Here is a 24,350-nt window from a genome sequence, read left to right on the forward strand (position 1 = left end):
AATGTCTGGTGCGTGGAAACGTCCTACATCCAAATGCCGAAACAGAGTCGGAAGCATCTGATTCTGGTTTTTGGCGATAGCTGAATGAGCCATCGCTGATCCCGAACGGCGTAGATTTTCTGCTCCCGTAGAAAAACCAACTACTGACAAGGAGTGGTCTTATGGCGTTCGACGCTTTTATCAAAATCGAAGGTATTCCAGGCGAAGCGCTTGATGAGCAACATAAGGATTGGATAGAAATTACCGGATACAGCTTCGGTACTCACCAAGGCACTTCCGCTACAGCCAGCTCGGCAGGTGGCGCCTCATCAGGCCGCACGACCGTTAGCGACTTCACGTTCACCAAGAACCTGGACAAATCCAGCTGTAAGCTCATAGAAATCAGCTGTGCAGGTGATCATCTGAAGGAGGTCGTATTGACACTGCACCGCGCCGGAGGCGAGAAACAGAAGTATTTTGAGATCGTCCTGGAAGAGGTCATCGTTTCAAGCTACGCACAAAATGCAAATGATGGCGTGCCTACTGAAAGTCTCACCTTGAACTACGGTCGTATTAAAACAATCTACACCCAGCAAAAACGAACGGATGGTGCCGGCGGCGGCAACGTAGCGGGCGGTTGGGATCGCATCACCAATAAAAAATACTCCTGAGGTCGTCATCAATGTCAACGACCTTTGTAAATCCAAGAATGCAGCCCTATTCATATCTGAAGTCGACATTGCAGCTTGGTAAAAACTCAATGTCAAAATTCGATGTGTTAAATGCACACATTATGAATTCTGTAGTGCTGCCGGGCGAGCTTGTAATTGTAGGTGATGGCTCGACGCCGTCCTGTACGGCCGAAGAGGCGTTCTACATGAAGAAGGCTTTTGAAGTCCATTTAGCACTGATGGCAAATGGAATGCAGAGTGATGGGTTTTTAGTTGAGAATCATGCGCTCATAACAAATGTTCTTGGGTATTCATCTATAGGTGTAGGTAGCGTTGGCGGTGCCTGGAGTAAACACCTTGATGGTATCAAGCAAACCCTGAAAGACATTGAAGCGGCTCATCGCAATCATCTCAAAAATGGGACGACTCAGGCTAGGAAAGATTTTTTAGCAAAACGCGAGGTACTATTTAAAACACTCAATGATCAACTGAAAGGCATTGCCAAGTATGGATCTGGCCTGCGCAACCAAGGCTCTATTAAAAACATGCTTGGAATATCCACGAAAAGCTATTTGCACTCAGGGGTGATAGCAGGCTATGCCGCAACTATCAACGGCGTGGCGAAAGCCTCGAATCTGATGAAAAAAGGCACTTACTTGGGGATTGCTCTGAATGTGGCTGCAACAGGAACTTCTATCTACGCCGCGTGTACCACTGGGCGCGAAATACAGTGCAGAAAAGCTAAATATGTTGAAGGTGGAAAATTGACTGGAAGTCTTGCCCTCGGAACTATTGGGGGATCCGTCGGAGCTGGTGTGGCAATGCTAGGATGCGCTGTCGCCTTAGGCACCGTCACCGGCGGGCCAGGTGCGTTAGCTTGCGCAGTCATTGGGGGTGGCGTTGGTGGCTACTATGGAGGTGAGATAGGTGGAAAAATAGGAGAGTCGGGTGGAGAAATTATTTATGAATTTTTGCCATTATGAGTGATTTTGCGCTGGCGATCAGCGTTGTATCGATTCTTTTTCTTGGAGTCGTATCAGCGTGTTGGGTTATTTTGTCTTCATATCGTTTTACTGAGCTGATAGAAAGCCATCTAGATAAAAGTAAGTTTGTGGCGAGTAATCGCAAGGTGCTTTCCCATGCAGGCTTGATGGGTCTGCTCATCAGGAATTGTGCAATGGCACTAATGTTTTTGATTCCTCGACTCTGTGAAAAACGTGGACTAATAGAAAAGGATGAGTTGATGAATCTGCCGACTCACCTAAAACGAAAGTTAATGATGCCTTGGATCATTAGTGGTGTCTCGTTATCTGTGGCATTTATCTATTGGCTTCTGGTCGCCTAGTTTTTTTCGGTTGTTTATATTGGTAACCAGATGGGATGTTTCGTAATGCCTAGCTCCAGCATCTCACTGGAGCAAAGACCTTTTCGCCATGCTTCATCATCATGAGCAGGATCACCCCGCCAAATTTAATGCACGTCACACGTTGGCGTGCTTGTCGTAGCATAGAGAAAGTATGCGCATTTTTATCGACGAGTCAGGATCGTTCGCCTATACAGACAATCACAACGCTTGGAGCTCGGTTGGCGCAGTCGTTATTTTGGATGAGGCGATGGGGACGGCTGAAAGCGCACTCGAACAATTCAAATCAGACGGTGATCAGCCTTGTCTCCCTCAATCTGACGCTTTGCTTGCTTTCCAGCCACTTGCAACCCGTCGATTTTTAATCGTGCCCTCCCCTGTTGTTGATGCCCACCCCCACAATTGAGCGGGCGATCACAGCGTCAAACGCTCCAATGCATAAAGTCAGGTTTCCAGTTTCCCGTTCAATGGATGACATTATGCAATCGACACTCGGAGTACGAATCTGTGAGGCGATGGAACAACGAAACCTGTCAAAACTGTACGCCGTCGCCGTTGCACTGGACGTCACGGAAAGTGCCGTATGCCGTTGGAGAAAGAACGGCAGGATAACGGTGGAAAACATAATCGCGCTCTGCGAACTCCTGGACGTCTCCACCGATTGGCTGCTGCTGGGTCGCGGCACAATGGACATGCACCGCAATGTCCAGCCCCCACTGCGTCAAAACGTGCGAAAACATCTGTCCACTCTCCCTGATGCGGCGCTCATACACCTGGAAAACTTCCTGGCCGCCATCGACTCTCCTGACACTTGAACGCTGCGCAAGCAGATTCCGGAAATTTTGCCTGCCGCGCAATTTGAATGCGTTGAGTCACGCGCCGTCGAGGCTCATGTTCTGGTTGTCGCCTTTTTCAATGCGCCAAGGAAACGGAAATAGTGATTGCGCACAAGAAAGGTCGATACCACCTAACACTTGGAGCCAGACATGGGACAGTCAAACACGATCGAAGAACAGCAAAAACAGAACGCCAAATTCCAGGCCTATGTTGATCAGATGCGTACGGACCTCGACAAGAGCCTGACCACGCAAACGGCTGCTTTGAACGACAAGATCAAGGCGCATTACAGTAAATACAACGACGACGCCTCAATGATTTCGAGCAGCTACCAGCACCTGACCACGGTGAGCGAATGGTCGCTGGCCTCGGTTAACGTGATGATCGACTCGTGCCGCAAGGCCATCTTCGGAGGGAAGTTGCCCGATGGCGCGAAAAAGGACACTCCGACGGCAGAAGTCACCGCTGCCATTCAGGCGATGACGAACCTGGACCTGCTGATCGCCAATGCAGCGTTTGACGCCATACAAGGACTGTTGACCAGTGTCGGCTCGAAAACCGAAACCAGCATTACGGTCAAGACCGATGAAAAACTGCTGGCGCCCGGCATGACCTTGTTCATTACCGTGATGGAGAACTCCTACCACCGCAAAGACTTCCTCAGCGACGAGTCGATTGTCCAGACGCTGTTCCTCTTCGACGTGCGCTTCTCCATCAAGGAAGGCAAAGCCGTGACCAAGTTGAACGATCTGCAGGCGTACGAGAACCAGAAGCAATCCATGCGCAACCAGCTACTGAAAGTCGACAAGGAGGTCGACAAGCTGGACCCCTCCACCGACAACTATCTGACCATGCTGGCCAAGTTCACGGGCATCAGCGACACGCTGAACACTCGTCTTGAAGCCATCGACAAAAAGCTCCAGGTCATCAGCCTGCTGGCAGGGCCAGCGGTGAATGAGGCCCAGCCGGCGCTTGCAGCGCTACCGGAGACGCTCGACGGCGGTGCGATCGTGGCGCGTATCAAGGCACGCTTCGATACGGCACTGGCGGCCAGACTCTGAGCAGCCACGGGCAGTGACGGTTTTGCCAAATTCAAGTTTCGCTTGATGAGGAATGGATCATGACCATTGTCTTTGAAATGAGTACCGATGCAGACATCGTAAACACCACGCTCCACCCCGCCTGGCCTGCGGTAACCGCACGCCATGACTGGGCAGCAGTCAGGAACATGAACCTGAACATCCCGGGGGGTGCAGTCATCGTCGTACTGGCGCACGGTAACAACAACGTTATCGGGGATGCCGGCCCGGCGATTTCCCTCAACGCGGAAACCTTCCTGGCCTCCGTGCAAGGCAACATACAGGCCGGACAGGCACCAGGCGCCGTTTATATCTCCACCTGCGGCAAGGACATTGCAGGTTTCGCCGCCGGAGTACGTATCTGCGCCGAGAACAACAAGGTGTGGGCCAACACGGCGATCTTCGGTCACCATTCTCCGGTCGCAGGACCGGTCCCGCCGCCAACGCCCACTAATTTGAGCTGGGTGCAAATCTATCAAGGTCGTTGAAAACGCGCTTGCGATAGAACTCCGGTTGCGTGCTGCCCTTGCTTCACGCGACTGGCCTTGCTCTGCGGTGCAGTAACACGCCGGGGTTCCATAGAGCCCCGGCAGCGCTTTATCAGGCAATAATGTCCGCGCTAACCAGTGTCGGCACACCGATCAGGGAAATCTCGAACTCCGCAGCCGTGTCGGCATCGGTGCTGCCAAACAGGATGCCGCCAGCGAAACGCACCTGCCCGGTCGCATTACTGCTGAAGGCGTTCGCCCCGATGAAGCTGAAAGCATCATTGACGGCAGTGGCGACATTAGCGTCCAGGGTCGACAGGTCGATCTTGTCACCCTCGCTGGTTTTGAAGTCCCCCACCACATCGCGCAATATGCCCAGGCCCATTTCGCTCAAGAAATCGAAGTCGAAGCGATCGGCTCCAACACCGCCGTTGAGCCGGTCAACACCCACCCCGCCGATCAGCAGGTCGTTACCGGCGCCACCGGAAAGCACATCGTTGCCGATGCCCCCTCTGAGGGTGTTGGCGGCCGCATTGCCGGTCAGGGTGTCGTTGAAATTGCTACCGGTCAGGTTTTCGAAGGCCAGCAGCGTATCGCTACCTGAGCCGCCGGTGGCCTGGGCGGTGGTTAGGGCCAGGTTGGCCGTCACCGCACTGGTGGCAAAGGCATAGGACGCGGTATCGATGCCGTCGCCGCCATTGAGGATGTTATTGCCGGCCCCGGCAAAGAGTGTATTGCCCAATGCATTGCCAGTACCGTTGGCGGCAGTGGTTGCCATCAGGCGCAGGTTTTCCACGTTGGCGCCCAGGGTATAGCTGGCCAGGGTGGTATTGACCGTATCGGTGCCGCCGGTGATGGCGACCGCATTGGTTTCACTGACCACATCAGCGACGTTTTCGACAACGTAAGTGTCCGAACCGTCGCCACCCACCAACCTGTCTGCACCGGCGCCACCATCGAGAATGTCATTGCTGGCACCGCCATTGAGGACATCAATGCCCACGCCCCCACTGAGGGTGTTGGCGGCGGCATTGCCGGTCAGGGTGTCGTTGAAGTTGCTGCCGGTCAGGTTTTCGAAAGCCAACAAAGTATCGCTGCCTGAGCCACCGGTGGCCTGGCCGGTGGTGACCGCCAGACTGGCCACCACCGCACTGGCGGCAAAGGCGTAGGACGCGGTATCGATGCCATCGCCGCCGTTGAGGATGTTGTTACCGGCACCGGCATAGAGCGTGTTGTTCAATGCATTGCCGGTACCGTTGGCGGCAGTGGTTGCCAGCAGGCGCAGGTTTTCCACGTTGGCGCCCAGGGTATAGGCCGCCAGAGAACTACTGACCGTATCGGTTCCACCGCTGGTGACCACCGCATTGGTTTCGCTGACCACATCGCCGACGTTATCGATAACGTAACTGTCCGAGCCGTCGCCCCCCACCAACAAGTCTGCGCCAGCAGCACCATTGAGGACATCATTACCTGCGCCACCGCTGAGGACGTTGGCGGCGGCATTGCCAGTCAGGGTGTCGTTGAAGTTACTGCCGGTCAGGTTTTCGAAGGCCAGCAGCGTATCGCTGCCCGAGCCGCCGGTAGCCTGAGCGGCGGTCAGGGCCAGGTTGGCCGTCACCGCACCCGAGGCAAAGGCATAGGACGCCGTATCGATGCCCGCGCCACCGTTGAGAACGTTGTTGCCGGCACCGGCAAAGATCGTGTTGTTCAACGCATTGCCGGTACCGTTGGCGGCAGTGGTGGCCAGCAGACGCAGATTTTCTACGTTGGCACCGAGGACGTGGATCGTCAGGGTACTGTTGACCGTATCGATGCCACCGGTCGCAGCAACGGCATTGGTTTCAACGACGACATCGCGCAGGTTATCGACGAAGTAGGTATCAGAGCCGTCGCCGCCGGTCATCCTGTCGGCGCCTGCACCACCATTGAGTACGTCGTTGCCGGCATCGCCGTTGAGATGATCGTTGCCACTGCCGCCCGTGAGCGTGTCGTTCCCCGCACCGGCATCGATGACAACGCTGCCAACACCCGCCCAGGTCAGCACGTTGGCCGCGGCATCGCCCGTCAGGCCGGTGAGTTTTTTGCCGCTGGCATCGTAGCGCTGGAAGTAGGTTCCGGCGGAACCGGCCGCGTCCTGGCCGATGGACTCCCACACCACCACATAACCGCCATCAGCCAAGGTGGTCACCCGCGTGATGACCTGATCGCCTGCTGTGGTCGTGTTGACCAGGGTTTCCCCGCCGACCAGAGCACCACTGGCATTAAGACGCTGGGTGTAGACACCGTAGACATCACCTGGTCCGTTACCCACCCATGTGACCAGGTAGCCGCCATCGAACATGGCCGAGACGTGAGGCTCGCCCTGATCACCGGTGATCGTGGTGTTGAGCCGGGTCTGTACACCGACCTTGGCGCCAGTGGAATTATAGAGTTGGGCCATAACGTCTATCTGGCCCGGACCGTTGACAGTTTCAGGGTAAGACTCCCAGACGACCAGGTAATTACCGTTCGCCTGGACAGCCACCATATGCTCGGTCTGGGTATCCACAGACGCTGTATTAATCAGTTGTTGCCCACCGACTTTAACGCCGGCCGAATTAAAGCGCTGGGCGAAGATGCCATAGTCATCTCCCGGGCCACCCCCCTCCCATACCGCCAGATAACCGCCGTCGGGAAAACCGAAAATCTGCGGATAATCCTGAGGCCCCAAGGTGCTGGTGTTAATGAAGACCTCCCCACCCACCTTGGCCCCGCTGGCATTGAAACGCTGCAGGTAGGAGTCATAGCTGCCATCGGCGCCTTGGGCTTCCCATGCCACCACATAACCACCGTCAGCCAGCCCGGTAATTTCCGGAGAATCGCGCAGGCCGGTCGCAGTTGTATTGACAACAATTTCGCCACCCACCTTGGCGCCGCTAGCGTTGTACTGCTGGACAAAGATGCTCTCCACCCCCCCGGCATTGGGGCCGTACCAGGTCACCACATAGCCGCCGCCAAGCAACCCGACCACCGAGGGTTGGGTCTGATCGCCCGCAACCGTGGTGTTGACCTGCGTCTCGCCGCCCACCTTGGCACCGCTGGCGTTATAGCGCTGGGTGAAGACGCCAACCGTGTCGCCCACACCATTACCCCTCCAGGCGATGACATAACCGCCGTCGATCAACCCGAAGACATTGGGATCTTCCTGTTCCCCTGCAGTGGTGGTGTTGATTCGGGTTTCACCGAGATTTGGCATGGGAGACTCCAACGGCAGGTTGACGGGGCGGGTGGGGGTAAAATGATAGCGAGAGGATAGCCGGGTGCCATCACCCTTGCTAGCACGTCCGTCGGATAGGTAGCTGATTTACAGACATAAACTCAGGTTTGTGTGTGTCGTCAGTACAGTCGCTGACGACTGGCTTCGGAGCACTGATGGGGAGAATGGACAGACTGCTTGCGCGCGAAGGACTGATGCTTTTGGTGAATTAGGGCACCTTTCGTTTTTGATGGGGATTTGGCCGGTGGAACTGGCCGTTACATGGACATTTTCTTGAGTTTTGGATCATTGGCATCGTATGAGCGGCACTAACCTCGGAAAAACGTCTGAAAATGCCCGAGAAATGGGCCAAGACGCGTAGACCAACGTGTTAGATAAAAACAGACTCGAACCCACAGAAAGCAAGCGAGGGAACAAAGGGGAACAAAGGGACCGGAACAAAGGAGACAGATCTATTATCGCCGCCGATCAATCGTATCGGGGCTCGCGCCCCCACCCTCTCAATCCTGATAAACTCCCCCACCTCCCAGCCTCACCGATTCCAGATCCCCCATGTCCGTAACCACCGCTACACCTGCCCCGCTTTCCCGTCGCTTCTCCGTCGCCCCGATGATGGACTGGACCGACCGCCACTGCCGCTTCTTCCTGCGCCTGCTGTCGAAGAACGCCCTGCTCTACACCGAAATGGTCACCACCGGGGCCTTGCTCAACGGCGATCACGAGCGTTTCCTGCGTCACAACGAGGCCGAGCACCCGCTGGCGTTGCAGCTCGGTGGCAGTGTTCCGCTGGACCTGGCCGCGTGTGCGCGCATGGCCCAGGAGCACGGTTACGACGAGGTGAACCTGAATGTCGGCTGCCCGAGTGATCGGGTGCAGAACAATATGATCGGCGCGTGCCTGATGGGGCATCCGCAGTTGGTGGCCGATTGCGTGAAGGCGATGCGTGATGCGGTGTCGATTCCGGTGACGGTCAAGCACCGTATCGGTATCAACGGCCGGGACAGTTACGAGGAACTGTGCGATTTCGTCGGCACGGTGCGTGATGCCGGCTGCACCAGTTTTACCGTGCATGCGCGGATTGCGATTCTGGAAGGGTTGTCGCCGAAGGAAAACCGTGACATTCCACCCCTGCGCTATGACGTGGCGGCGCGGTTGAAGGCGGATTTTCCGGAGCTGGAGATCATTCTCAACGGCGGGATCAAGACGCTGGAGGCTTGCCACGAACATCTGCAGACCTTCGACGGTGTGATGCTCGGTCGCGAGGCGTATCACAACCCGTATGTGATGGCCGAGGTCGATCAGCAACTGTTTGGCAGCCCGGCGCCGGTGATCAGCCGCGCCGAGGCGCTGGCGCAACTGCGACCCTATATCGCCGCGCATATCGATGCGGGCGGTTCGATGCACCATATCACTCGCCATGTACTGGGGCTGGGCACCGGGTTTCCGGGGGCGCGCAAGTTCCGCCAGTTATTGTCGGTGGATATTCACAAGGCCAAAGAGCCATTGGTTTTGCTGGATCAGGCGGCGCAGTTGCTCGAGGGGCGGTAGGACTGAACACCAGGCCGACGCCGTGCAGCCTGGCGCTGGTTTTTCCCTGCCAGGCCGCGTCATTCCGCTCTACCCGATCAATCTTAAGAACAACCCACCGCTATTGGCCGATCCCGAACGCAATGCGCCCGGGATCATCGCCTGACATTGCGCGAATTCTGCAGTTTTATTGAAATCAGCCACGCAAACGAGAAATTAAAACTCATTGAACCGCGCATTAAAACAGCCTGTTATCAAATGTCGCCCACTATGCCTTAACGCTTGCGAGTTATATATCAGTTAATAACGGAAGAACATTCAGGCGCAGGGGCCAATTTCTAGCAGTAACATTCAGAATTACATGACGCCGGATCAAAAATTGATCGAAGCCGGCACCTTAGTCTCATACACGGCGAATTGCTCCGGAAAATCGGGACATGGCGACAAAAGATAGCACAACGCCATGGCCGATTTGCGCGCGATATTGAACTGGATTATTCAGCACATCTGCCTCAGGAGAGCAAACGATCACATCCGACTTATCGGTAATGTTAAAAAACTTGCCTGGGACTTAAAATCTCAGCGAAATGTTACCAATTGTCAGTCACAAACGAGAATTGGTGCTTTAAAATCCAAACGTCAGCACCCAGCCGAGTCAAAGCATGATGCTTACAGGGAATTACACTTCAAGCCACCACCACGCACAGGAGCAGACAGGGATTCTCACCATTGGGCCGACCCATTTGTCAGCCGAGAATTTCAGGGAGTTAGTTACCAGCCACCTGGGCAATGACTTGCCCATAGATACCACCTGCTACAGCAATTCGATCAATGAAGACAAGCCTCACGGATTGTACCGTGCGGTGTTTATTGTCATTGACAGACCCCAGGCGCTTGATCAAAGCATTGCCTTGATTGAAGGTATTCGCAGCGACGATCTGGCGCTGGAAATATTTGCCGTCTTCACCGGCCCAGGCACCTACAACAAGATGAAGTACTATCTCGCGGGGGCCGATCACTGCATCAAACTCAACGCTACCCCTGGCGAAAATGCCGAGGTGCTGGCCGAGCTTTTCAACAGCCCGGAATGGTTAAAAGAAAACAATCTGCTGCTAGACCCCACTCGCATGTGCCTTGTCGGGGGCTATAAAAAACTGGATATATCGTTTGCAGAAATGAGCATTCTCGAGGCTTTTGCTCTAACAAAAAACCATATACTGAGCCATGACGAAATCGCCAGAGTCATGGGTCTCAATGTAAATTTTTATGACCCAAGAGCCTTGGAAAAGTCAATCAGCCGTCTTCGCGGCAAAATAAAAGGCACGTATGGCACCAACGCCATTCAGAGCATTCGTGGACATGGATATCGCTTAATCAGGGGCCTGATCTTTACCGCCTGATGATTTACGTGCAAGGGAGTTATTGCATTTTGAACGCAACCGGGCGCGCGCCCCAATACGAGCGCGCGAATTATTATCTGTCTCGGCAGCTGATTCTCACACGCGACGACCGCCCTTTTGGCAGCGAAATCAGGATTAAATTCGACGACAATCAGGTCCTCTCGGCGCTTGCATCTTTCGCCCCGCAAACACCTCAGCTGCGCGGCATCTACAGCCAGGCACTGATGCAGGCCCGGCGGGTGGCCCTCTCGCTGAAAAACAGCAGTACCGTCAGTGAAAACCAGTATCCGAGCCGTCGGTTTATTTGTCTGGAACAGTCAGCCCTGATCGACTGCGCACTGTCAAAAGAGTTGATCCAGTGCAACGAAGCCTTGCAGGCCTTCGGGCAGACTCTGGTTATCGCACTAAACGAACTGCCATTGCCGGCAGTCAGTTTCACGGATAAAAAGAAAATCCTGTGCAATCTGTATCAATTGAAGGATCACGGAATCGAAATCGCTTTCGACGGCTTCAATATCTACGATGAAAGTAGCGAGATCCTGACCACCCTGAATCTCTTCGACTACATAAAGATCTCCATTTCAACGCTGGATTTGAGCCTCAAACTCACCGACAACCCGGAACTTTTCAATCGACTCTACGAACGCATGACCCAGCAGGCTCACACCACCAAAGTATCGTTTATCGCGGACCGGGTCGAAAACGCTGCCAGCCATGTACTGGCGCGAGCGCTGCCCTTTGATTACTTCCAGGGGAGCCACTACTCCCCAATCGATAACCTTTAAACCCACAACCCAGGTGCACAATTCAGGAGAGAGACATGGATAGCAGCACGAACCTCCCCAGAAAATATTTTGTCGTAGTAACTCATTGCCCCGCACTACAACTGGAGCTGGAGACATTACTGTCCAGCAAACGCTACAACTCGCTGGGCACTTCACAAGCGAAAATGTTTGTCGAGAACTCCGCCCCTCCCGCCCCGCCCCAGAAGCTAATGGAGTTTATTTTCCCCCATGGGGACAGAATTGCCCCACCCGCTGTCAAGCATGACACACAGCGCATAGTGTCGACGTTCAAGACCGAGTGGCAATCGGCACAGTTTGACGCCAGGCCTAATAACACTGCCGCTATCACAGATAAAGCCAAGGAGAGCATCAGGGATGACGTCTCCTATTCGGCCGCACCGCCTGCGCCATTGAGCGAAACCTGGCGGCTGAGCAAAAGCAGCGGCGCGCTGATCAAGCATGACATCAAGGTCGAGTTGACCGGCCTGGAGTCGACACTGCTGCAGACCATGCTGCATCACGATGATCGCGTGGTCAGCAAAGATGATCTGATCCGCAGCATCGGCCGGGAACCTGAACATTATCGGGGTCTCGAGATGTGCCTGAGCCGACTACAGGAGAAGTTCAAGAGCGCCAGCAATGGCGAACGCTTGTTCCGCGCCGTCAGGAATCGCGGCTACTGCCTGATACAGAAGATCACACGCGGAAAAAGCTTGAACTGAGCAAGTAATTAGCCTCACTGGTAGTGCACTACAACAATAATTATAACGCACCCCGGCCTATAGCCCCCGCCCCTCCTCTTATACAACCACACCAACAAAGTTACATTTACCGACCATTTCTAACACCCCCACCTTATATATCACCAAACCAAACTCCTCCTCGTTATAAGTCGTCAGACAGCCCGCACATCAATAACTTAATCTATTGACTGACAATAGCGCCGTCCCTTGGCGTTTCGATCGTCAATGCATTGCCATCCTACAAAAACAATAACGTTGAATATCAACCTGGCTCTAGCGTGGGCGGCACGTGAATGGACGTACTTTGGGGATAACGCATGGATAACAATCTTCGTATCAATCGAAATACCTCGTTCAAAGGATTGACCTTCTGGGGGCAGTGGGTACTGGGTCAAGGCGTTGCTGTCGCCTTGTTACTCCTATTGGTTTACAACCAGACGGGCACTGTAGAGTTCTATTACCGAGTGTGTGCAACACTGACTGTACTTGCATCGGTGCCCGCCTATACCTGGTGTGGCGTCTATGCAAAGAAAGACAATTATCTGGAAGGTTTGCTCAGGCTACTGATGGGCTGGTCAATGACTCTGGCAGCGCTGGCCATCGTCGCCTTCCTCTGCAAGGCCAATGAACTGTTTTCTCGCCAGATCATTCTGGTATGGGCAATCTGCGGCTACATCGGCCAGGCGCTGTTGTATGTCCCGTTGCATGGTTTTTCCAGGTACTACCAACGTTCACTGCAAAGTGAGCGCAGAACCCTTATTGTGGGGACTGGCGAGTTGGCCTTGGGATTGGCCGGCAAGCTGCGTACCCTCGAGCACTTCCCGTTGGTAGGCCTGGTGAGTTCCGACGCCACACCTTTGCTGGAAGCGAGCGCGCCACCTGTCGTCGGCTCGCAGGATGAACTCCTGGAGCTGATCAGGACCCATGAAATCCGCCGCCTGTACATCACGCTTCCGCTCAATGAAGCGAGCAGGATCGAAGCGATGTACGTCGATCTGCTGGATGCCAATGTGGACGTGGTCTGGGTTCCTGACCTGAACAGCCTGACGCTGCTCAATCATTCGGTCCGGGACGTGAATGGCCTGCCGGCGATCTATCTGAACGAAAGCCCGTTGACCAGCCAACCCACCGCCGCATTGAGCAAAAGCCTGCTCGATAAAAGCGTGGCGCTCATGGCCATTGTCGTACTGAGCCCGCTGCTGTTGCTGATTGGCCTGGCCGTCAAGTTGACTTCCCATGGGCCGGTATTCTTCAAGCAGGACCGACATGGCTGGAACGGCAAGGTCATTCAGGTCTGGAAGTTCCGCTCGATGCGTGTGCACGACGACCTCGAGGTGAAGCAGGCCAGCCGCAACGATTCGCGAATCACGCCGGTCGGGCGTTTTATCCGCCGCACCTCGATCGATGAGTTGCCGCAGTTGTTCAACGTATTGCAAGGCCACATGGCACTGGTGGGACCACGTCCCCATGCCGTTGCCCACAATGACTACTACTCCGGGAAGATTCTTGCCTATATGGCTCGCCATCGAATCAAACCGGGCATTACCGGCCTGGCTCAAATCAATGGTTGCCGTGGCGAGACCGACACCATTGACAAGATGCAGAAGCGTGTCGAGATCGACCTTAAGTACATCAACAACTGGTCACTGTGGCTGGATCTGAAGATCCTCGTGAAAACCCCGTTTACCTTGCTATCAAAAGACATCTATTGACGGTTTTCCACGCGATACCGGCAACACGACAAGGGGACGCAAGTCCCCTTTTTCGTGGGTGATCATTAATTTCCGAGAACCACCAACGCCCCACCATCCGTCATGTCAGCAGAGGGATGGCACGTTTTTTTTGGTGGGGGCGCGCGATGCTGTAGGAGCCAGCCTGCTGGCGATGGTCGTTAACGATAACGCGTGCAAGCTGGTTAAACGCGGCGCGCTTGAGTCCATCGCCAGCAAGCCGGCTCCTACAGAGACCGGCTCCATCACACGACACCGAATTTGTAGGAACTGGCTTGCCAGCGATGACGTCCGAACGTCCAACGCAAACCTCAAGACCGCATCGCCTGCAAGCGCGCCTACAGATTTACTCAGTGATCTTGCCGAAGTTACGGTAGAACAGATCACTGTCGCGGCTATCGGTCATGGCGTGCAGCGAGTAACTGCGACCAAGTCGTGCACCACCGTCGCGGGTCAATGGCGACCAGACGATGTTGGCGCGACGCATGGTCGACACACTCATCATCTCGTCGAACGGAATGGACACGTAGATACCCTTGTCGAAACTGCCCTCGCCGTATTCCTCGCTGGTGGCGCTGGTCATCGTGGCCCAGGCACCGAAGCGCACGCCGTTGGCGAATTCCCGAGACAGGTCGACCGTGGCGCCCCAGTCCTTCGCCAGGTAGCGTCCGACGCTGACGGCGGCCTGGGCGTCGAAAGGCAAGTCGGTGTAACCGGTGATGTGACCGGTGACAGTCGAGTAATCGCGCAGGCCAAAGCCCTGGTCGAAGTCACGCTGGCGAACGTAGTTCAGGTCCGCGCCGACGGACCAGCGCTGCCCCTGCGGACGGAACAGCGCTTCACCGCCGACACCGGCGAACATCGACTCCAGGTAACCACCGTAGACCATGCCATACCAGTCCTGGTCCAGTTGCCTGGCGTGGTTGAACTGGAACGTCGGCATGGTGACGTCAGAGGTGGTCATATACTGGCGCAGATCCGTTCGAACCCGCGGCAACCCACTCGGTGCGTCGTAGGTAAAATTATCGTAGTTGTTCAGCAGATTGACGCTGAGCAAACCGCTCCACCAGGTGTTGCGCGTGAAGCGATACTCGGCATCCGCATCGGCGCTTATCTGATAGAGCAAACCATCCGGGCCGCCGACGTTCTGTTTGTAGCCCAGGCCGACACCATATTTGAGTGGATCACGTGCCTGGGTATAGAGCGTCGTCTCCCTGTGCGGCATGGCCGCGTTGACCTCGGTGGTGCGATGCAGACTTTGCAGCGGTTCCTCATTGTTGACCACTTCGCGGAAGGTCTCACGAGGCACGCTGGTTTCTTCCAGGGGCATGTCGTAACGCTTGTTGACCAGGGTAAACCAGTCGATGTCGTCATTGACGCTGTTATCCAGGATCCGGCTGGCGCGACCGACCGCTTTTGCCGAATGGAAGTAATTGGTCTGCTCGCCGTACACCAGCAGCTCGGAACCGCGTTGGGCCACACGCTCGACGTCGTAGCCCGCATTTTTCTGCAAGCGTCGGGATACGTCGGCCCAATTGACCTGGTCCGGTGCGGTGACCGGCGCGTACGCGGGCAGGCGCTCCGCCGGCGGGTCGAAGGTTTTGGCCGGTGCCTTGCGGCTGACGAAGTTGGTGTGCAAGGTAATGCCGAACATGGCGGTGTTGCCGCGTTCCCAGGCAGCGCTGAGATCCACCGAGTCGGTCAGCTTGAACACCGCACCGAGATTGATCGGCGAGTCTTGCTTGATGTGGTTGTCCTTGGGCTCGTCCTTGTAGTCGTTGCCTTCGTATTCGAGTTTCAGGCTGAGGGGCTCCCAAGGTGTCTGGTAGCTCACACCACCAAACAACGAGGGGCGTCCACGAAAATACGCATTGGTATTGACGTCACCGGTGCCATCGCCCTCAGGCCGGGTATCGAAGCGGTCATCGATCCCGCCTAACGGGTTATCGAAATCGCCGCGGTTGCCCAGGTAGCCCCAGGCAACGCCGGCGCTGAAATCGAAGTCGTTGTATCGCTTGTTGGCAACCAGGTATTCACTGGAGAACAGACCGGTACCACCAACGTCGCGAAAGCCCAGGGCCAGCTCGGGTGCCCAGTGGCTTTCCTGCCACAGCCGCAACTTGACGTCCACGGCCTTGTCTTTATAACTCTGATCGCCACTCAACGACTCGGGGCCATATCTGCGGTTGGTGATCGCGGTGTAGCGGAATGAACCTTCAAGCCACTCAAAGGGCTGTAACGAAACGCTGTAGCGGCTATATGGACTGGTGCGGTTGGCATTCACACTCAACTCGCCGGCGGGTGCCATGCGGGCCGTCGGAGTCTGCAACAGGCCTACACCGCCGAAATCATTTTGGGTTATGCGTGGCTCTGCATACGCCAGGCCACAGGGTATTAACAACACAGCTGCAAAACGTAAACTCAAGGAACCACCTCAGCCAGTTGCGTGGCAAAAAATTCAGCCAGCTGCTGATTCAGTTCAGGTAGGGGCGGATTCAGATCATCGGTTCTGACCGGCACCAGAATTTTGCTGCCGGCGGCAGGCACCTGCCCGCCCTCGCGATTCCACGGCGCAATGCCGACCCGCCGAGTGACACCGTCGGGTTGAATGAGCCAGAGGTAATCGGTTTCGGCATCGGCAAGCGGTGCACACCCTTGCAGGTAGTCACTGGCCTGCTGCATGGCGCGGTGCTCGAGCCGGCACGGCACGGCCACAGCGCCCAGCACTTCAACAACCTTGGGGCGTTGCGGATAGACCAGGCTGTCGCCGTCATCGAGACGGAAGTTGCGGGCGAACCCGACCTCGACCGCGACCGGGTCGAGGACGGCAACCTGCCGGCCAGTGACCGGCAAACGGCTGACTTGCTCGTACAGGCGCGACGCCAATGCCGCCCGCCCGGTCTGCTCGAAGAGCAAGGCGGTACGTTGCAGCACCTTCAAATCGAACAAGACCCCGGCTTTCAGCCGGGTCTGCTCCTCGAGCAGCGACTGGCGCAACCAGGCGGCCGCCAGCCAGTAACCTTCAGGGTTGGGTTGCGCGGAACGAATCACGTCCAGTACGCGGGCGCCGGGTTGCAAGTCGACCTGCCCCGGGTGGCGAACATCGCCAGTGACAGACACCGCCGCCACACTCACGCTGCCCGCCGTCAGCAGTACGCACGTCGATAAAATCCTGGCGAGCTTCAACGGACAACCCCACGCTCAGACGTCAACTGAACGATCTTCACCCGCAGTTGCTTCGTCAGCTGCTGCTCACTCTGCAGAATCAAACCGTTATCCGGATCGACCCAATAATGATTGGTCGCATGCAGCCCAATAGCCGGTGCATCAATATGCTCGTCGACACGCAGCACGGCGTATTCCTTGTCCAGAATCCTGATGGTTTCCATGGGCCGGCGATTGAAGCGACTGCTCAACTCGACACCCACTTCGTAGCCTTGATAAAGATCGATCCAGCGTTGACTGCTGTACCCGTCGGGCAGCCGATGCAGTCCTTGGCGGAACGGCGAGACGGCGTCAAAGCGCGTCCCGTCGAGGTCGCCATCGACACCGAGTCCGACACTGCGTACCGCCAGCCCGTCGCGCAGCAACAGCACCTGCTTGCCGGACGCGACCCAGTACTCCAGGTCCCCCCGCTGGCGCACCATCGCCAGCACCCCCTCGCCGGAGGGCGTGCTGAGCTTGAGTTGGGGAAACTGCACCGCCGCCACCTGGGCCGGCGTCACCTGCAGCTCATCGGGCCCGCTGAACGCCGCTTTCAGGTTGGTCAACGAGGCGGTCATCAGGGGATTACAGCCACACAACAGCGACGCCGCCATCAAGCAGACGCTAACTTTCAACGTTCTCACAGTCGGCACGGGCCTTATCGGTTGTTGGCTTCACTGAGGTTGTTTTGCGCGGCAGCGCCTATGCCCAGAATCGAAGCCGATGGCACCAATTGGCTGATGAAGCGGTTCCAGCGAGTGACGTTGGCAGGGCCGACGTAAACGATGTCCTTGGGGTGCACATCGAAGTGCGTGGCCAGGGCCATGGCGGAAGGCGATTCGGCTTGCAGCTGATAGATCCTGGCCGGTTCGACATCGAGGTTTTCAACGCCCCTGATGACGTACACCGCGTTGCCGTTGGAGGTGTTCTGGTTCAACCCGCCGACCGAACCGATGACGTCGGACAGGTTCATGGTGCGGGTCTTGAACGTCAACGCACGTGGCTGATTGACCTCCCCCATCACATAAATCTTTTTGTTGTCGTTGTAGGGCAGGTACAGCTGATCACCGCCGCGCAGATAGACCTTCTGCAACGCCGAATCCTGTTGATTGAGCGCATCGAGGTTCAGCGGATAAACCCGCCCGTTTCGCGTCAACAGCAGCCCGGACAGATCGGCATTGAGCGGATCGATGCCGGCCGAACCCAGGGCCTCGACGACGCTGAGCGGGTTGGTGGATATCGGCTGCGGACCAGCCTTCAACACGGCACCCGAGACCACGATTTTCTGGCTGGCAAACCGCAGGACCGCGACATCCACTTGCGGGTCCGAAATAAACGTCGACAACTTCTCGGCGATATCGGAGCGCAGTTGCTGGATGGTCTTTCCGGCGGCCTGGATTTCTTTGATGTAGGGGTAGTAAAGCGTGCCATCGGAGCGAACCAGGCGGCCGTTGGCATCGATTTGTTGCTGCGCCCCCGACGGGGCCGTGAGTTCGGGGTGGTCCCATACCGTGATGTACAAGACATCGTTATTCCCGATCAGGTATTCGGCGGGCTCCACCAACAGCTCCGGTGGCAGAGAATCACGTACGGGGGTGGCTCTTTCCATGGCGATGAGCTTGGGGGTAATCGGGATAAGCTCGACCCGACTGCTTTCGCTGGTACCTTCGCGAGTGATATCACTGCTGCTCAGATGTTGACCCGGAGAAAACATGCAACCTTGCAAAGCAATACTTGCCAGCATTAAAAAAGGAAAACTACGATTCATAACAGCACGCTAGTCAGGGGCAAAGCAAAACAAGATCACCCGGCATTAACCGGGCAATCTTGTATTACAGCTGCAGGTGTTCTCAGTTACTTGTACCGGTGGTCCCGGTAGTGCCAGTGGTTCCGGTAGTGCCAGTGGTTCCGCCGTTGGAACTGCCACCACTGTTGGAAGCTGCAACCGCCGTCGCAACCAATGCAGTACTCGCCATTGCGGCTTGTGCAGCGGTCACGTCACCCAGGACTTTCGTCTCCAGGGTCAGCGGTGCTTCTACGGCGATTGCCCAGCTGCTTGTCATGGACAAAAGGGCTATTACCAGCATTCTTTTCATATCAAATTCCTCCCTGGTGCTCGACGTTTCGGATTGATACCAGGCGTTCAGTTAATTGCAGAACATGATCAAGCCGCAAGGTGTTCGAATTCGTCGCCAACACCGCATGACTGCCACATGTCGAACGGCAATGTTCATATCTACGGGGTTGCCGGACACATGAACAGTCAATTTTCCCGACGTTCTTTAACATCGTCGCCAGAGATAACAGTTGAGTGAAAATCGATGATCCCCGGCTCGCCAGGAAACCTTACTCGAGGTAGCCCTTGGGATGACTGGATTGCCAGCGCCAGGTGTCGGCCATCATCTCCTGCAGATTTCGAGTGGCCGTCCAGCCCAGTTCCTGCTCAGCCTTGGAGGGATCGGCCCAACACTCGGCAATGTCGCCCGCGCGTCGCGGCTCCACTCGATAAGGCACCGGGCGACCGGATGCCTGCTCGAACGCGTGCACCACTTGCCGAACGCTGTAGCCGTCACCCGTACCCAGGTTCCAGACATTGATTCCGCTGCCGCCAGAGATCGTCTGCAGTGCTTTGAGATGCCCGTCCGCCAGGTCCACGACGTGAATGTAATCGCGCACGCCGGTGCCATCGACCGTGGGGTAATCGTCACCAAAAATCGACAGCTCATTCAGGCTGCCTACTGCTACCTGACTGATGTAGGGCACCAGGTTATTCGGAATGCCCCGGGGATCCTCACCCATGAGCCCACTGGCGTGAGCGCCGACCGGATTGAAATAACGCAACAGCGCAACGCTCCAGCGCGGTTGAGCAGCGCACAGATCATGCAATACGTTTTCGATGATCAGCTTGGATTGCCCATAAGGGTTGGTGGGAGTGCCCGTAGGAAAATCCTCGCGGATCGGCATGTGTTCCGGCGCGCCGTAAACCGTGGCCGAGGAACTGAATACCAGACGGAACACACCGGCCGCGGCCATCGCCTGACACAGGGTGATGCTGCCGCAAACGTTGGCCTGGTAGTATTCAAGGGGCTTGCGCACGCTCTCGCCCACCGCCTTGAGCCCGGCAAAATGCAGGACCGCATCAATGGCATGTTCCTGGAATATCCGGTCGAGCAATGCCCGGTCGCACACATCTCCACGAATCAATAATGCGGACTTTGCGCAGATGGCTTCCACTGCATGCAACGCGGCTTCAGAGCTGTTGCACAGGTTGTCCAGCACAACCACTTCATAGCCCGCCTCAAGCAGTGCAAGTGTTGTGTGCGAACCGATATAACCGGTTCCACCTGTTACCAGAATTTTCATAGAGCGGTCCATAGTCGGGTATTGGAAGTGCCAAATAGCGCGTGACTGCAGATAAAACACGCGCAAACGCAGGCCGCAGATGCAATTGCGTCCAGCCGTTTAATCACATCCCATGCAGCCCGATATTCTTTTCCGGGCACGAGTCAGCGCTACTTACTTAGTAACACTTTAAAAACCCCAACTCCACGACAACACCCCGACCAAAACTAACTAAATACCATCCCACCAGACAACTAATAACATTGAGCCTGTTTTACACAGCCTTATAATTGCTATTAACAACACACCTCATGTATTAAGACATATTGTTCAGCAACACATCGAAACTCACAGCCAACGTTGATAGCGTCTGCGGCTGACTGTGGAAAACGACTTACCAGGATATAACCATGATTCGTAAATGCTTGTTCCCCGCCGCTGGCTACGGCACGCGTTTCCTGCCTGCTACCAAAGCAATGCCCAAGGAAATGCTGCCGATCGTCAACAAGCCATTGATTCAATACGCCGTTGAAGAGGCTCGGGACGCAGGTCTGCAGCACATGGCGATTGTCACCGGTCGGGGCAAACGCGCATTGGAAGACCACTTCGATATCAGTTACGAACTCGAGCACCAGATTCGCGGTACCGAGAAAGAAAAGTTTCTGGCCAGCACCCGGGAGCTGATAGAAACCTGCACATTCGCCTACACCCGTCAGGTCGAAATGAAAGGCCTGGGCCACGCCATCCTCAGCGGTCGCCCCTTGATCGGTGACGAACCCTTTGCCGTGGTACTGGCCGATGACTTGTGCCTGAACCTGCAAGGCGACGGCGTGCTGGCGCAAATGATCGAGCTCTATAAAAAATTCCGCTGCTCGATCGTGGCCATCCAGGAAGTGCCCCGCGACCAGACTCACAAATACGGGGTGATCGCCGGCGAACAGATTTCCGAGGGCATCTACCGGGTCAACAGCATGGTTGAAAAACCAGCCCCCGAAGACGCGCCATCGAATATGGCCATCATTGGCCGGTACATTCTGACCCCCGACATCTTTGATCTGATCGCCGATACCCAGCCTGGCAAGGGCGGCGAAATCCAGATCACCGACGCGCTCATGAAGCAGGCGCAAAATGGCTGCGTACTGGCCTACAAATTCGATGGCCTGCGCTTTGATTGCGGCAGCGCAGAAGGCTACATCGACGCGACCAACTTCTGTTATGAGCAGCTGTATCTCAAGGGCCACTAACCAAAGGGCCTGGCGCACTCAACGCTCCCGCACCGGAGCCGTCGTCAACTTCCATCATTCCGGCAAAACACTATGAACACAGTACAAAGCTCGGTTGAGATCGAACTGAATGCGGGCAACTCCGGAGTGGTGGCGTGGCAGTCGAAAAACCCGTCGTTGCCCTCCTCTACCCTTCCCGGCGCGGGCACATCCCTGCTGGTAGAGCGCATTGGCGTGTTCCCTTCTTCGGGCGACATCCATCGCCAAATCGAAGACCCGCGTCCGCTTCTGGCCCACTTGAAAAGCCTCTACGCCCACAAGGCGCTGGATGTCGACGAGCGCGACGGCCTCAAAGTGATCTTCAACGATTGGCGTTTCCGGGTGCGCTCCCTGCGTGGCGTCCCGGCTATCGTCCTCAACATTGAATCACGCCGGGATCCCGAGCTGATGCCGCTGAAAACCGCAGAACTGCTGAACCATCTGCAACACTTCGAGAACGCCCGCCTTGAGCGGTGAATGACTACTTCAACGCGGCACCGCATTCACCCCGGGCGCCGGAAGCCCCATCAACGATCAAGCGATAGAAAAAATCCGCGATCAGCCGACCGCCGGAAGCCGGTATCGGGTGAATGTTATCGGGGCCGATCATCGGAGTCGGCCCGTTGCTGGCGTAGCGCTTGAAGTCCGGGCCGAACGTGCATTGCAGGCTCGCATAGGCGATGTTCTGCGAGCGCGCCCACGGCTCCAGGACCTGCGCATAATCCGACATCGGATAGGCACTCGAACGCGTGGTGTCCTGCCGCATGATCACATTGATGCTCGCCATCGGATGAACCTCGCGAATCATCCGCGCCAAGCCTTTCATGCGCTCCAGATAGTCCTTGGGCTTTACCCCGAACCCCTGATCATTGCCGCCCAGCATAATCAGGTAAGCGTCTGCCGGTATCTTCGCAACGACTGCTTTCCACTGGGCCTGCCACTGACCGTCGCTTTTATAAAAATCGGCGGACGCAGCACCGGAGGCGGCGAGCTTGGAGACCCTGATCCCGCCACGGTCATTGCTCATCCACAGCCCGAACAGCGTTGGCGCCCCCTCGACCACTTCCAGCCTGAGCGCCCAGGCAGCACCGGCCGGCACGTCGGCCAGCTGCACTGCCTGGACACCCTGGCCGGCAAGCGTCAACGAGCGCCACGGATCCGAAGAGCCCCAGCGATAACGCAGTTCATTGGCTTTGCCGTTTCCAAGGTAGAGCAACCGGGCCTGGGAAATGGAAGTATCGATGGCCGCTGTTTCGTTGGAATCGACCTCGAGATAGGAACCCGCGTGCCCGGTGATGGTGCGACTGTCCGGACTCGCCTGGCCGAGCGATGAAACATCCCAGTCACCGCCGAAATATTTTTCACTGCTGCGGGTGTACTTGATGTTGGTACCGCCAAGGGCGGCACCGTGATTGAACCCGACATAACCAGGCCCGGCGAAACCGAATTCTCTGGCCAATCGTTGAGTGAGCTGATTGAGATAAAAATCCTGCCCGGCGCTGTAGCTGTCGCCGATCACCGAGATCGCCAGGACCTTGTCCTTGTGCCCACCCCATTGCGCCAGCCGCTGGTGCGCGGCTTGCACTTCGATCGCCGGCACCGCTACCTCACGCATTTCATCGATATAGGCCATGTTTCAGCCAGCCTCAGGCATGTGTTTCAGGCCTGATTCCCGGGGCTTTTTGCTGAGCGCGCGCTCGCCCAGGAACAGGACAGAGGTCACGCTGAATCGACTGAACACATTCGCCAACAGCACCGGCCCCAACAGGCCGCTGAACAACCCGGCAAAGACCAGAGCGCTTTGATCCGTGACACCCAATCGACCCAGGGCGAACCGTGACGTGGCAGCAAACAACACGTGAAACAGGAATATCGCGTAGGAGTACCCTCCAAGCCAGATCAGAAATCTTGAGCGCATGTCACTCGACAGCAAGGCAACACAGGAAATACACCCCACCAGCAGGCCGACAAGGCTTCGGCGATCGACGATCAGCTCGCGGTCCACAGTGGCTATGTAGAGCAAAGCTATCGAAATCAGGACGAATACAACCGGGCCAATACCTTTGAGCGAACGCTTCAAGGCACTGACGTTTTCCTGGCAAATCATCCCGGTCACAAAAAACGGCAGCAGATAGATGGCACCGTTGATGCCGAACGCATCGACCGCAAAAGGCGGCAACAAAAACACGACCGCCGAAAATGCAAACAACAGGTAAAGGTGCAAAGGCGTGCGCAGTAAACCGCGCCACTGCAGGAACCCGACAAACATGAAAATGATGAATACAGCCTGCAAGAACCAGAAATGGTTGACCGGCACGTAGAACGACAACAAGGCGTCGACCACACTGAGATCCTTGTTGACCCCCGGCCCGACCGCCTGCAGCAGCGAAAACGGAATCCCGACAAAAGCCAGCGGCAGAATAAGCCGTCTCACTTTGCCAGTGAAGTAGGCCGAAAAATCATTACCCCTGATTTTGTAGATGGAATAGATGTAGCCCGAGATAAACGTGAACAACGGCATCCGCACGTAGACCATAGAGTCGGCGATAACCCGATAAGGCGATCCCAGGTCGATTTTCAGCCCGCCGCCAAATGGCCCGATGACGTGATAAAGCACCAGCAGAAGACACGCCAGGCCTCGTAACGTTTCTATTTCCAGCGACTTCTTCTTGCTTTGCATGGAA

General features: G+C 56.1%; 24 protein-coding genes. 15 read left to right on the forward strand and 9 right to left on the reverse strand.

Going from position 1 to position 24,350, the window contains the following annotated elements:
• Positions 1-161: 161 nt before the first annotated feature.
• The 7 genes from KW839_RS11930 to KW839_RS11960 all read left to right on the forward strand — a co-directional run bounded on the left by KW839_RS11930 (position 162) and on the right by KW839_RS11960 (position 4,417).
• Complete coding sequence (locus KW839_RS11930) at positions 162-650, forward strand: type VI secretion system tube protein Hcp (protein WP_218424451.1); 489 nt, start codon at positions 162-164, stop codon at positions 648-650.
• Positions 651-661: 11 nt separating this feature from the next.
• Positions 662-1,633 carry a hypothetical protein gene (locus KW839_RS11935; RefSeq protein WP_218424452.1) on the forward strand — a complete coding sequence of 324 codons (972 nt, stop codon included), beginning with the start codon at positions 662-664 and terminating at the stop codon, positions 1,631-1,633.
• Positions 1,630-1,995, forward strand: coding sequence for a hypothetical protein (locus KW839_RS11940; protein ID WP_218424453.1), 366 nt, complete (start codon positions 1,630-1,632; stop codon positions 1,993-1,995). The genes KW839_RS11935 and KW839_RS11940 overlap by 4 nt, the downstream gene beginning before the upstream one ends.
• A gap of 172 nt (positions 1,996-2,167) precedes the next feature.
• Positions 2,168-2,419, forward strand: a complete 252-nt coding sequence (locus KW839_RS11945; RefSeq protein WP_218424454.1) for a hypothetical protein — start codon at positions 2,168-2,170, stop codon at positions 2,417-2,419.
• A gap of 73 nt (positions 2,420-2,492) precedes the next feature.
• Positions 2,493-2,828 (forward strand): helix-turn-helix domain-containing protein, encoded by a 336-nt coding sequence (locus KW839_RS11950; RefSeq protein WP_162237378.1) that lies wholly within the window; start codon positions 2,493-2,495, stop codon positions 2,826-2,828.
• 171 nt (positions 2,829-2,999) lie between these two features.
• Positions 3,000-3,911 carry a hypothetical protein gene (locus KW839_RS11955; RefSeq protein ID WP_218424455.1) on the forward strand — a complete coding sequence of 304 codons (912 nt, stop codon included), beginning with the start codon at positions 3,000-3,002 and terminating at the stop codon, positions 3,909-3,911.
• Between the two features lie 59 nt (positions 3,912-3,970).
• Positions 3,971-4,417 (forward strand): hypothetical protein, encoded by a 447-nt coding sequence (locus KW839_RS11960; protein ID WP_218424456.1) that lies wholly within the window; start codon positions 3,971-3,973, stop codon positions 4,415-4,417.
• Positions 4,418-4,529: 112 nt separating this feature from the next.
• Here the strand turns inward: KW839_RS11960 and KW839_RS11965 are convergent, their stop codons facing one another.
• A complete protein-coding gene (locus KW839_RS11965) occupies positions 4,530-7,652 on the reverse strand; it encodes a calcium-binding protein (RefSeq protein WP_218424457.1) in 3,123 nt (1,040 codons plus the stop codon).
• Between the two features lie 573 nt (positions 7,653-8,225).
• On the opposite strand from KW839_RS11965, the gene dusA reads away from it, so the two are divergent.
• From dusA to KW839_RS11990, 6 genes are all read left to right on the forward strand, one after another.
• The gene (gene dusA / locus KW839_RS11970; RefSeq protein ID WP_218424458.1) at positions 8,226-9,221 is read left to right on the forward strand and encodes a tRNA dihydrouridine(20/20a) synthase DusA; all 996 of its coding nucleotides are present in this window, start codon (positions 8,226-8,228) and stop codon (positions 9,219-9,221) included.
• 22 nt (positions 9,222-9,243) lie between these two features.
• The gene (locus tag KW839_RS27660; protein ID WP_256352629.1) at positions 9,244-9,366 is read left to right on the forward strand and encodes a hypothetical protein; all 123 of its coding nucleotides are present in this window, start codon (positions 9,244-9,246) and stop codon (positions 9,364-9,366) included.
• Between the two features lie 496 nt (positions 9,367-9,862).
• A complete protein-coding gene (locus tag KW839_RS11975) occupies positions 9,863-10,600 on the forward strand; it encodes a winged helix-turn-helix domain-containing protein (RefSeq protein ID WP_218424459.1) in 738 nt (245 codons plus the stop codon).
• A 29-nt stretch (positions 10,601-10,629) separates the two neighbouring features.
• Positions 10,630-11,385, forward strand: coding sequence for an EAL domain-containing protein (locus KW839_RS11980; protein ID WP_218424460.1), 756 nt, complete (start codon positions 10,630-10,632; stop codon positions 11,383-11,385).
• 35 nt (positions 11,386-11,420) lie between these two features.
• Positions 11,421-12,107: a helix-turn-helix domain-containing protein gene (locus KW839_RS11985; RefSeq protein ID WP_218424461.1), complete on the forward strand. Its 687-nt coding sequence runs from the start codon at positions 11,421-11,423 to the stop codon at positions 12,105-12,107.
• A 338-nt stretch (positions 12,108-12,445) separates the two neighbouring features.
• Positions 12,446-13,840, forward strand: coding sequence for an undecaprenyl-phosphate glucose phosphotransferase (locus KW839_RS11990; protein ID WP_218424462.1), 1,395 nt, complete (start codon positions 12,446-12,448; stop codon positions 13,838-13,840).
• Between the two features lie 364 nt (positions 13,841-14,204).
• On the opposite strand, the gene KW839_RS11995 is transcribed toward KW839_RS11990, so the two are convergent.
• The 6 genes from KW839_RS11995 to galE form a co-directional block, all read right to left on the reverse strand.
• Complete coding sequence (locus KW839_RS11995; RefSeq protein ID WP_218424463.1) at positions 14,205-16,283, reverse strand: YjbH domain-containing protein; 2,079 nt, start codon at positions 16,281-16,283, stop codon at positions 14,205-14,207.
• Complete coding sequence (locus KW839_RS12000) at positions 16,280-17,044, reverse strand: capsule biosynthesis GfcC family protein (RefSeq protein WP_218424464.1); 765 nt, start codon at positions 17,042-17,044, stop codon at positions 16,280-16,282. Before KW839_RS12000 ends, KW839_RS11995 begins: the two co-directional genes overlap by 4 nt.
• Positions 17,041-17,706, reverse strand: a complete 666-nt coding sequence (locus KW839_RS12005; RefSeq protein WP_218424573.1) for a YjbF family lipoprotein — start codon at positions 17,704-17,706, stop codon at positions 17,041-17,043. The genes KW839_RS12000 and KW839_RS12005 overlap by 4 nt, the downstream gene beginning before the upstream one ends.
• Before the next feature lie 14 nt (positions 17,707-17,720).
• Positions 17,721-18,776, reverse strand: coding sequence for a polysaccharide biosynthesis/export family protein (locus KW839_RS12010; protein WP_060540172.1), 1,056 nt, complete (start codon positions 18,774-18,776; stop codon positions 17,721-17,723).
• Between the two features lie 136 nt (positions 18,777-18,912).
• The gene (locus tag KW839_RS12015) at positions 18,913-19,158 is read right to left on the reverse strand and encodes a hypothetical protein (protein ID WP_218424465.1); all 246 of its coding nucleotides are present in this window, start codon (positions 19,156-19,158) and stop codon (positions 18,913-18,915) included.
• Positions 19,159-19,408: 250 nt separating this feature from the next.
• A complete protein-coding gene (galE, locus tag KW839_RS12020) occupies positions 19,409-20,425 on the reverse strand; it encodes a UDP-glucose 4-epimerase GalE (RefSeq protein WP_218424466.1) in 1,017 nt (338 codons plus the stop codon).
• Between the two features lie 389 nt (positions 20,426-20,814).
• Here galE and galU point away from each other — a divergent pair, with 389 nt between their 5' ends.
• Entirely contained in the window at positions 20,815-21,648 is an 834-nt protein-coding gene (gene galU, locus KW839_RS12025) for a UTP--glucose-1-phosphate uridylyltransferase GalU (protein WP_218424467.1), read from the forward strand.
• A 72-nt stretch (positions 21,649-21,720) separates the two neighbouring features.
• Complete coding sequence (locus tag KW839_RS12030) at positions 21,721-22,143, forward strand: mannose-1-phosphate guanylyltransferase (RefSeq protein ID WP_218424468.1); 423 nt, start codon at positions 21,721-21,723, stop codon at positions 22,141-22,143.
• Positions 22,144-22,147: 4 nt separating this feature from the next.
• Here the strand turns inward: KW839_RS12030 and KW839_RS12035 are convergent, their stop codons facing one another.
• The gene (locus KW839_RS12035; protein WP_218424469.1) at positions 22,148-23,299 is read right to left on the reverse strand and encodes an SGNH/GDSL hydrolase family protein; all 1,152 of its coding nucleotides are present in this window, start codon (positions 23,297-23,299) and stop codon (positions 22,148-22,150) included.
• A gap of 3 nt (positions 23,300-23,302) precedes the next feature.
• Positions 23,303-24,346, reverse strand: a complete 1,044-nt coding sequence (locus KW839_RS12040; protein WP_218424470.1) for an acyltransferase family protein — start codon at positions 24,344-24,346, stop codon at positions 23,303-23,305.
• Positions 24,347-24,350 lie beyond the last annotated feature (4 nt).

The organism is Pseudomonas sp. PDM31, from assembly GCF_019218965.1.
Taxonomy (GTDB): Bacteria; Pseudomonadota; Gammaproteobacteria; order Pseudomonadales; family Pseudomonadaceae; genus Aquipseudomonas.

Coding starts and splice junctions, on each gene's coding strand:
- galU (WP_218424467.1), top strand. CDS start 20,815: ATGATTCGTAAATGCTTGTTCCCCGCCGCTGGCTACGGCACGCGTTTC.
- KW839_RS11960 (WP_218424456.1), top strand. CDS start 3,971: ATGACCATTGTCTTTGAAATGAGTACCGATGCAGACATCGTAAACACC.
- KW839_RS11950 (WP_162237378.1), top strand. CDS start 2,493: ATGCAATCGACACTCGGAGTACGAATCTGTGAGGCGATGGAACAACGA.
- galE (WP_218424466.1), bottom strand. CDS start 20,425: ATGAAAATTCTGGTAACAGGTGGAACCGGTTATATCGGTTCGCACACA.
- KW839_RS11990 (WP_218424462.1), top strand. CDS start 12,446: ATGGATAACAATCTTCGTATCAATCGAAATACCTCGTTCAAAGGATTG.
- KW839_RS11965 (WP_218424457.1), bottom strand. CDS start 7,652: ATGCCAAATCTCGGTGAAACCCGAATCAACACCACCACTGCAGGGGAA.
- KW839_RS11975 (WP_218424459.1), top strand. CDS start 9,863: ATGATGCTTACAGGGAATTACACTTCAAGCCACCACCACGCACAGGAG.
- KW839_RS12015 (WP_218424465.1), bottom strand. CDS start 19,158: ATGAAAAGAATGCTGGTAATAGCCCTTTTGTCCATGACAAGCAGCTGG.
- dusA (WP_218424458.1), top strand. CDS start 8,226: ATGTCCGTAACCACCGCTACACCTGCCCCGCTTTCCCGTCGCTTCTCC.
- KW839_RS11955 (WP_218424455.1), top strand. CDS start 3,000: ATGGGACAGTCAAACACGATCGAAGAACAGCAAAAACAGAACGCCAAA.
- KW839_RS11985 (WP_218424461.1), top strand. CDS start 11,421: ATGGATAGCAGCACGAACCTCCCCAGAAAATATTTTGTCGTAGTAACT.
- KW839_RS12030 (WP_218424468.1), top strand. CDS start 21,721: ATGAACACAGTACAAAGCTCGGTTGAGATCGAACTGAATGCGGGCAAC.
- KW839_RS12010 (WP_060540172.1), bottom strand. CDS start 18,776: ATGTTTTCTCCGGGTCAACATCTGAGCAGCAGTGATATCACTCGCGAA.
- KW839_RS11930 (WP_218424451.1), top strand. CDS start 162: ATGGCGTTCGACGCTTTTATCAAAATCGAAGGTATTCCAGGCGAAGCG.
- KW839_RS11945 (WP_218424454.1), top strand. CDS start 2,168: ATGCGCATTTTTATCGACGAGTCAGGATCGTTCGCCTATACAGACAAT.
- KW839_RS11935 (WP_218424452.1), top strand. CDS start 662: ATGTCAACGACCTTTGTAAATCCAAGAATGCAGCCCTATTCATATCTG.
- KW839_RS11940 (WP_218424453.1), top strand. CDS start 1,630: ATGAGTGATTTTGCGCTGGCGATCAGCGTTGTATCGATTCTTTTTCTT.
- KW839_RS12040 (WP_218424470.1), bottom strand. CDS start 24,346: ATGCAAAGCAAGAAGAAGTCGCTGGAAATAGAAACGTTACGAGGCCTG.
- KW839_RS12035 (WP_218424469.1), bottom strand. CDS start 23,299: ATGGCCTATATCGATGAAATGCGTGAGGTAGCGGTGCCGGCGATCGAA.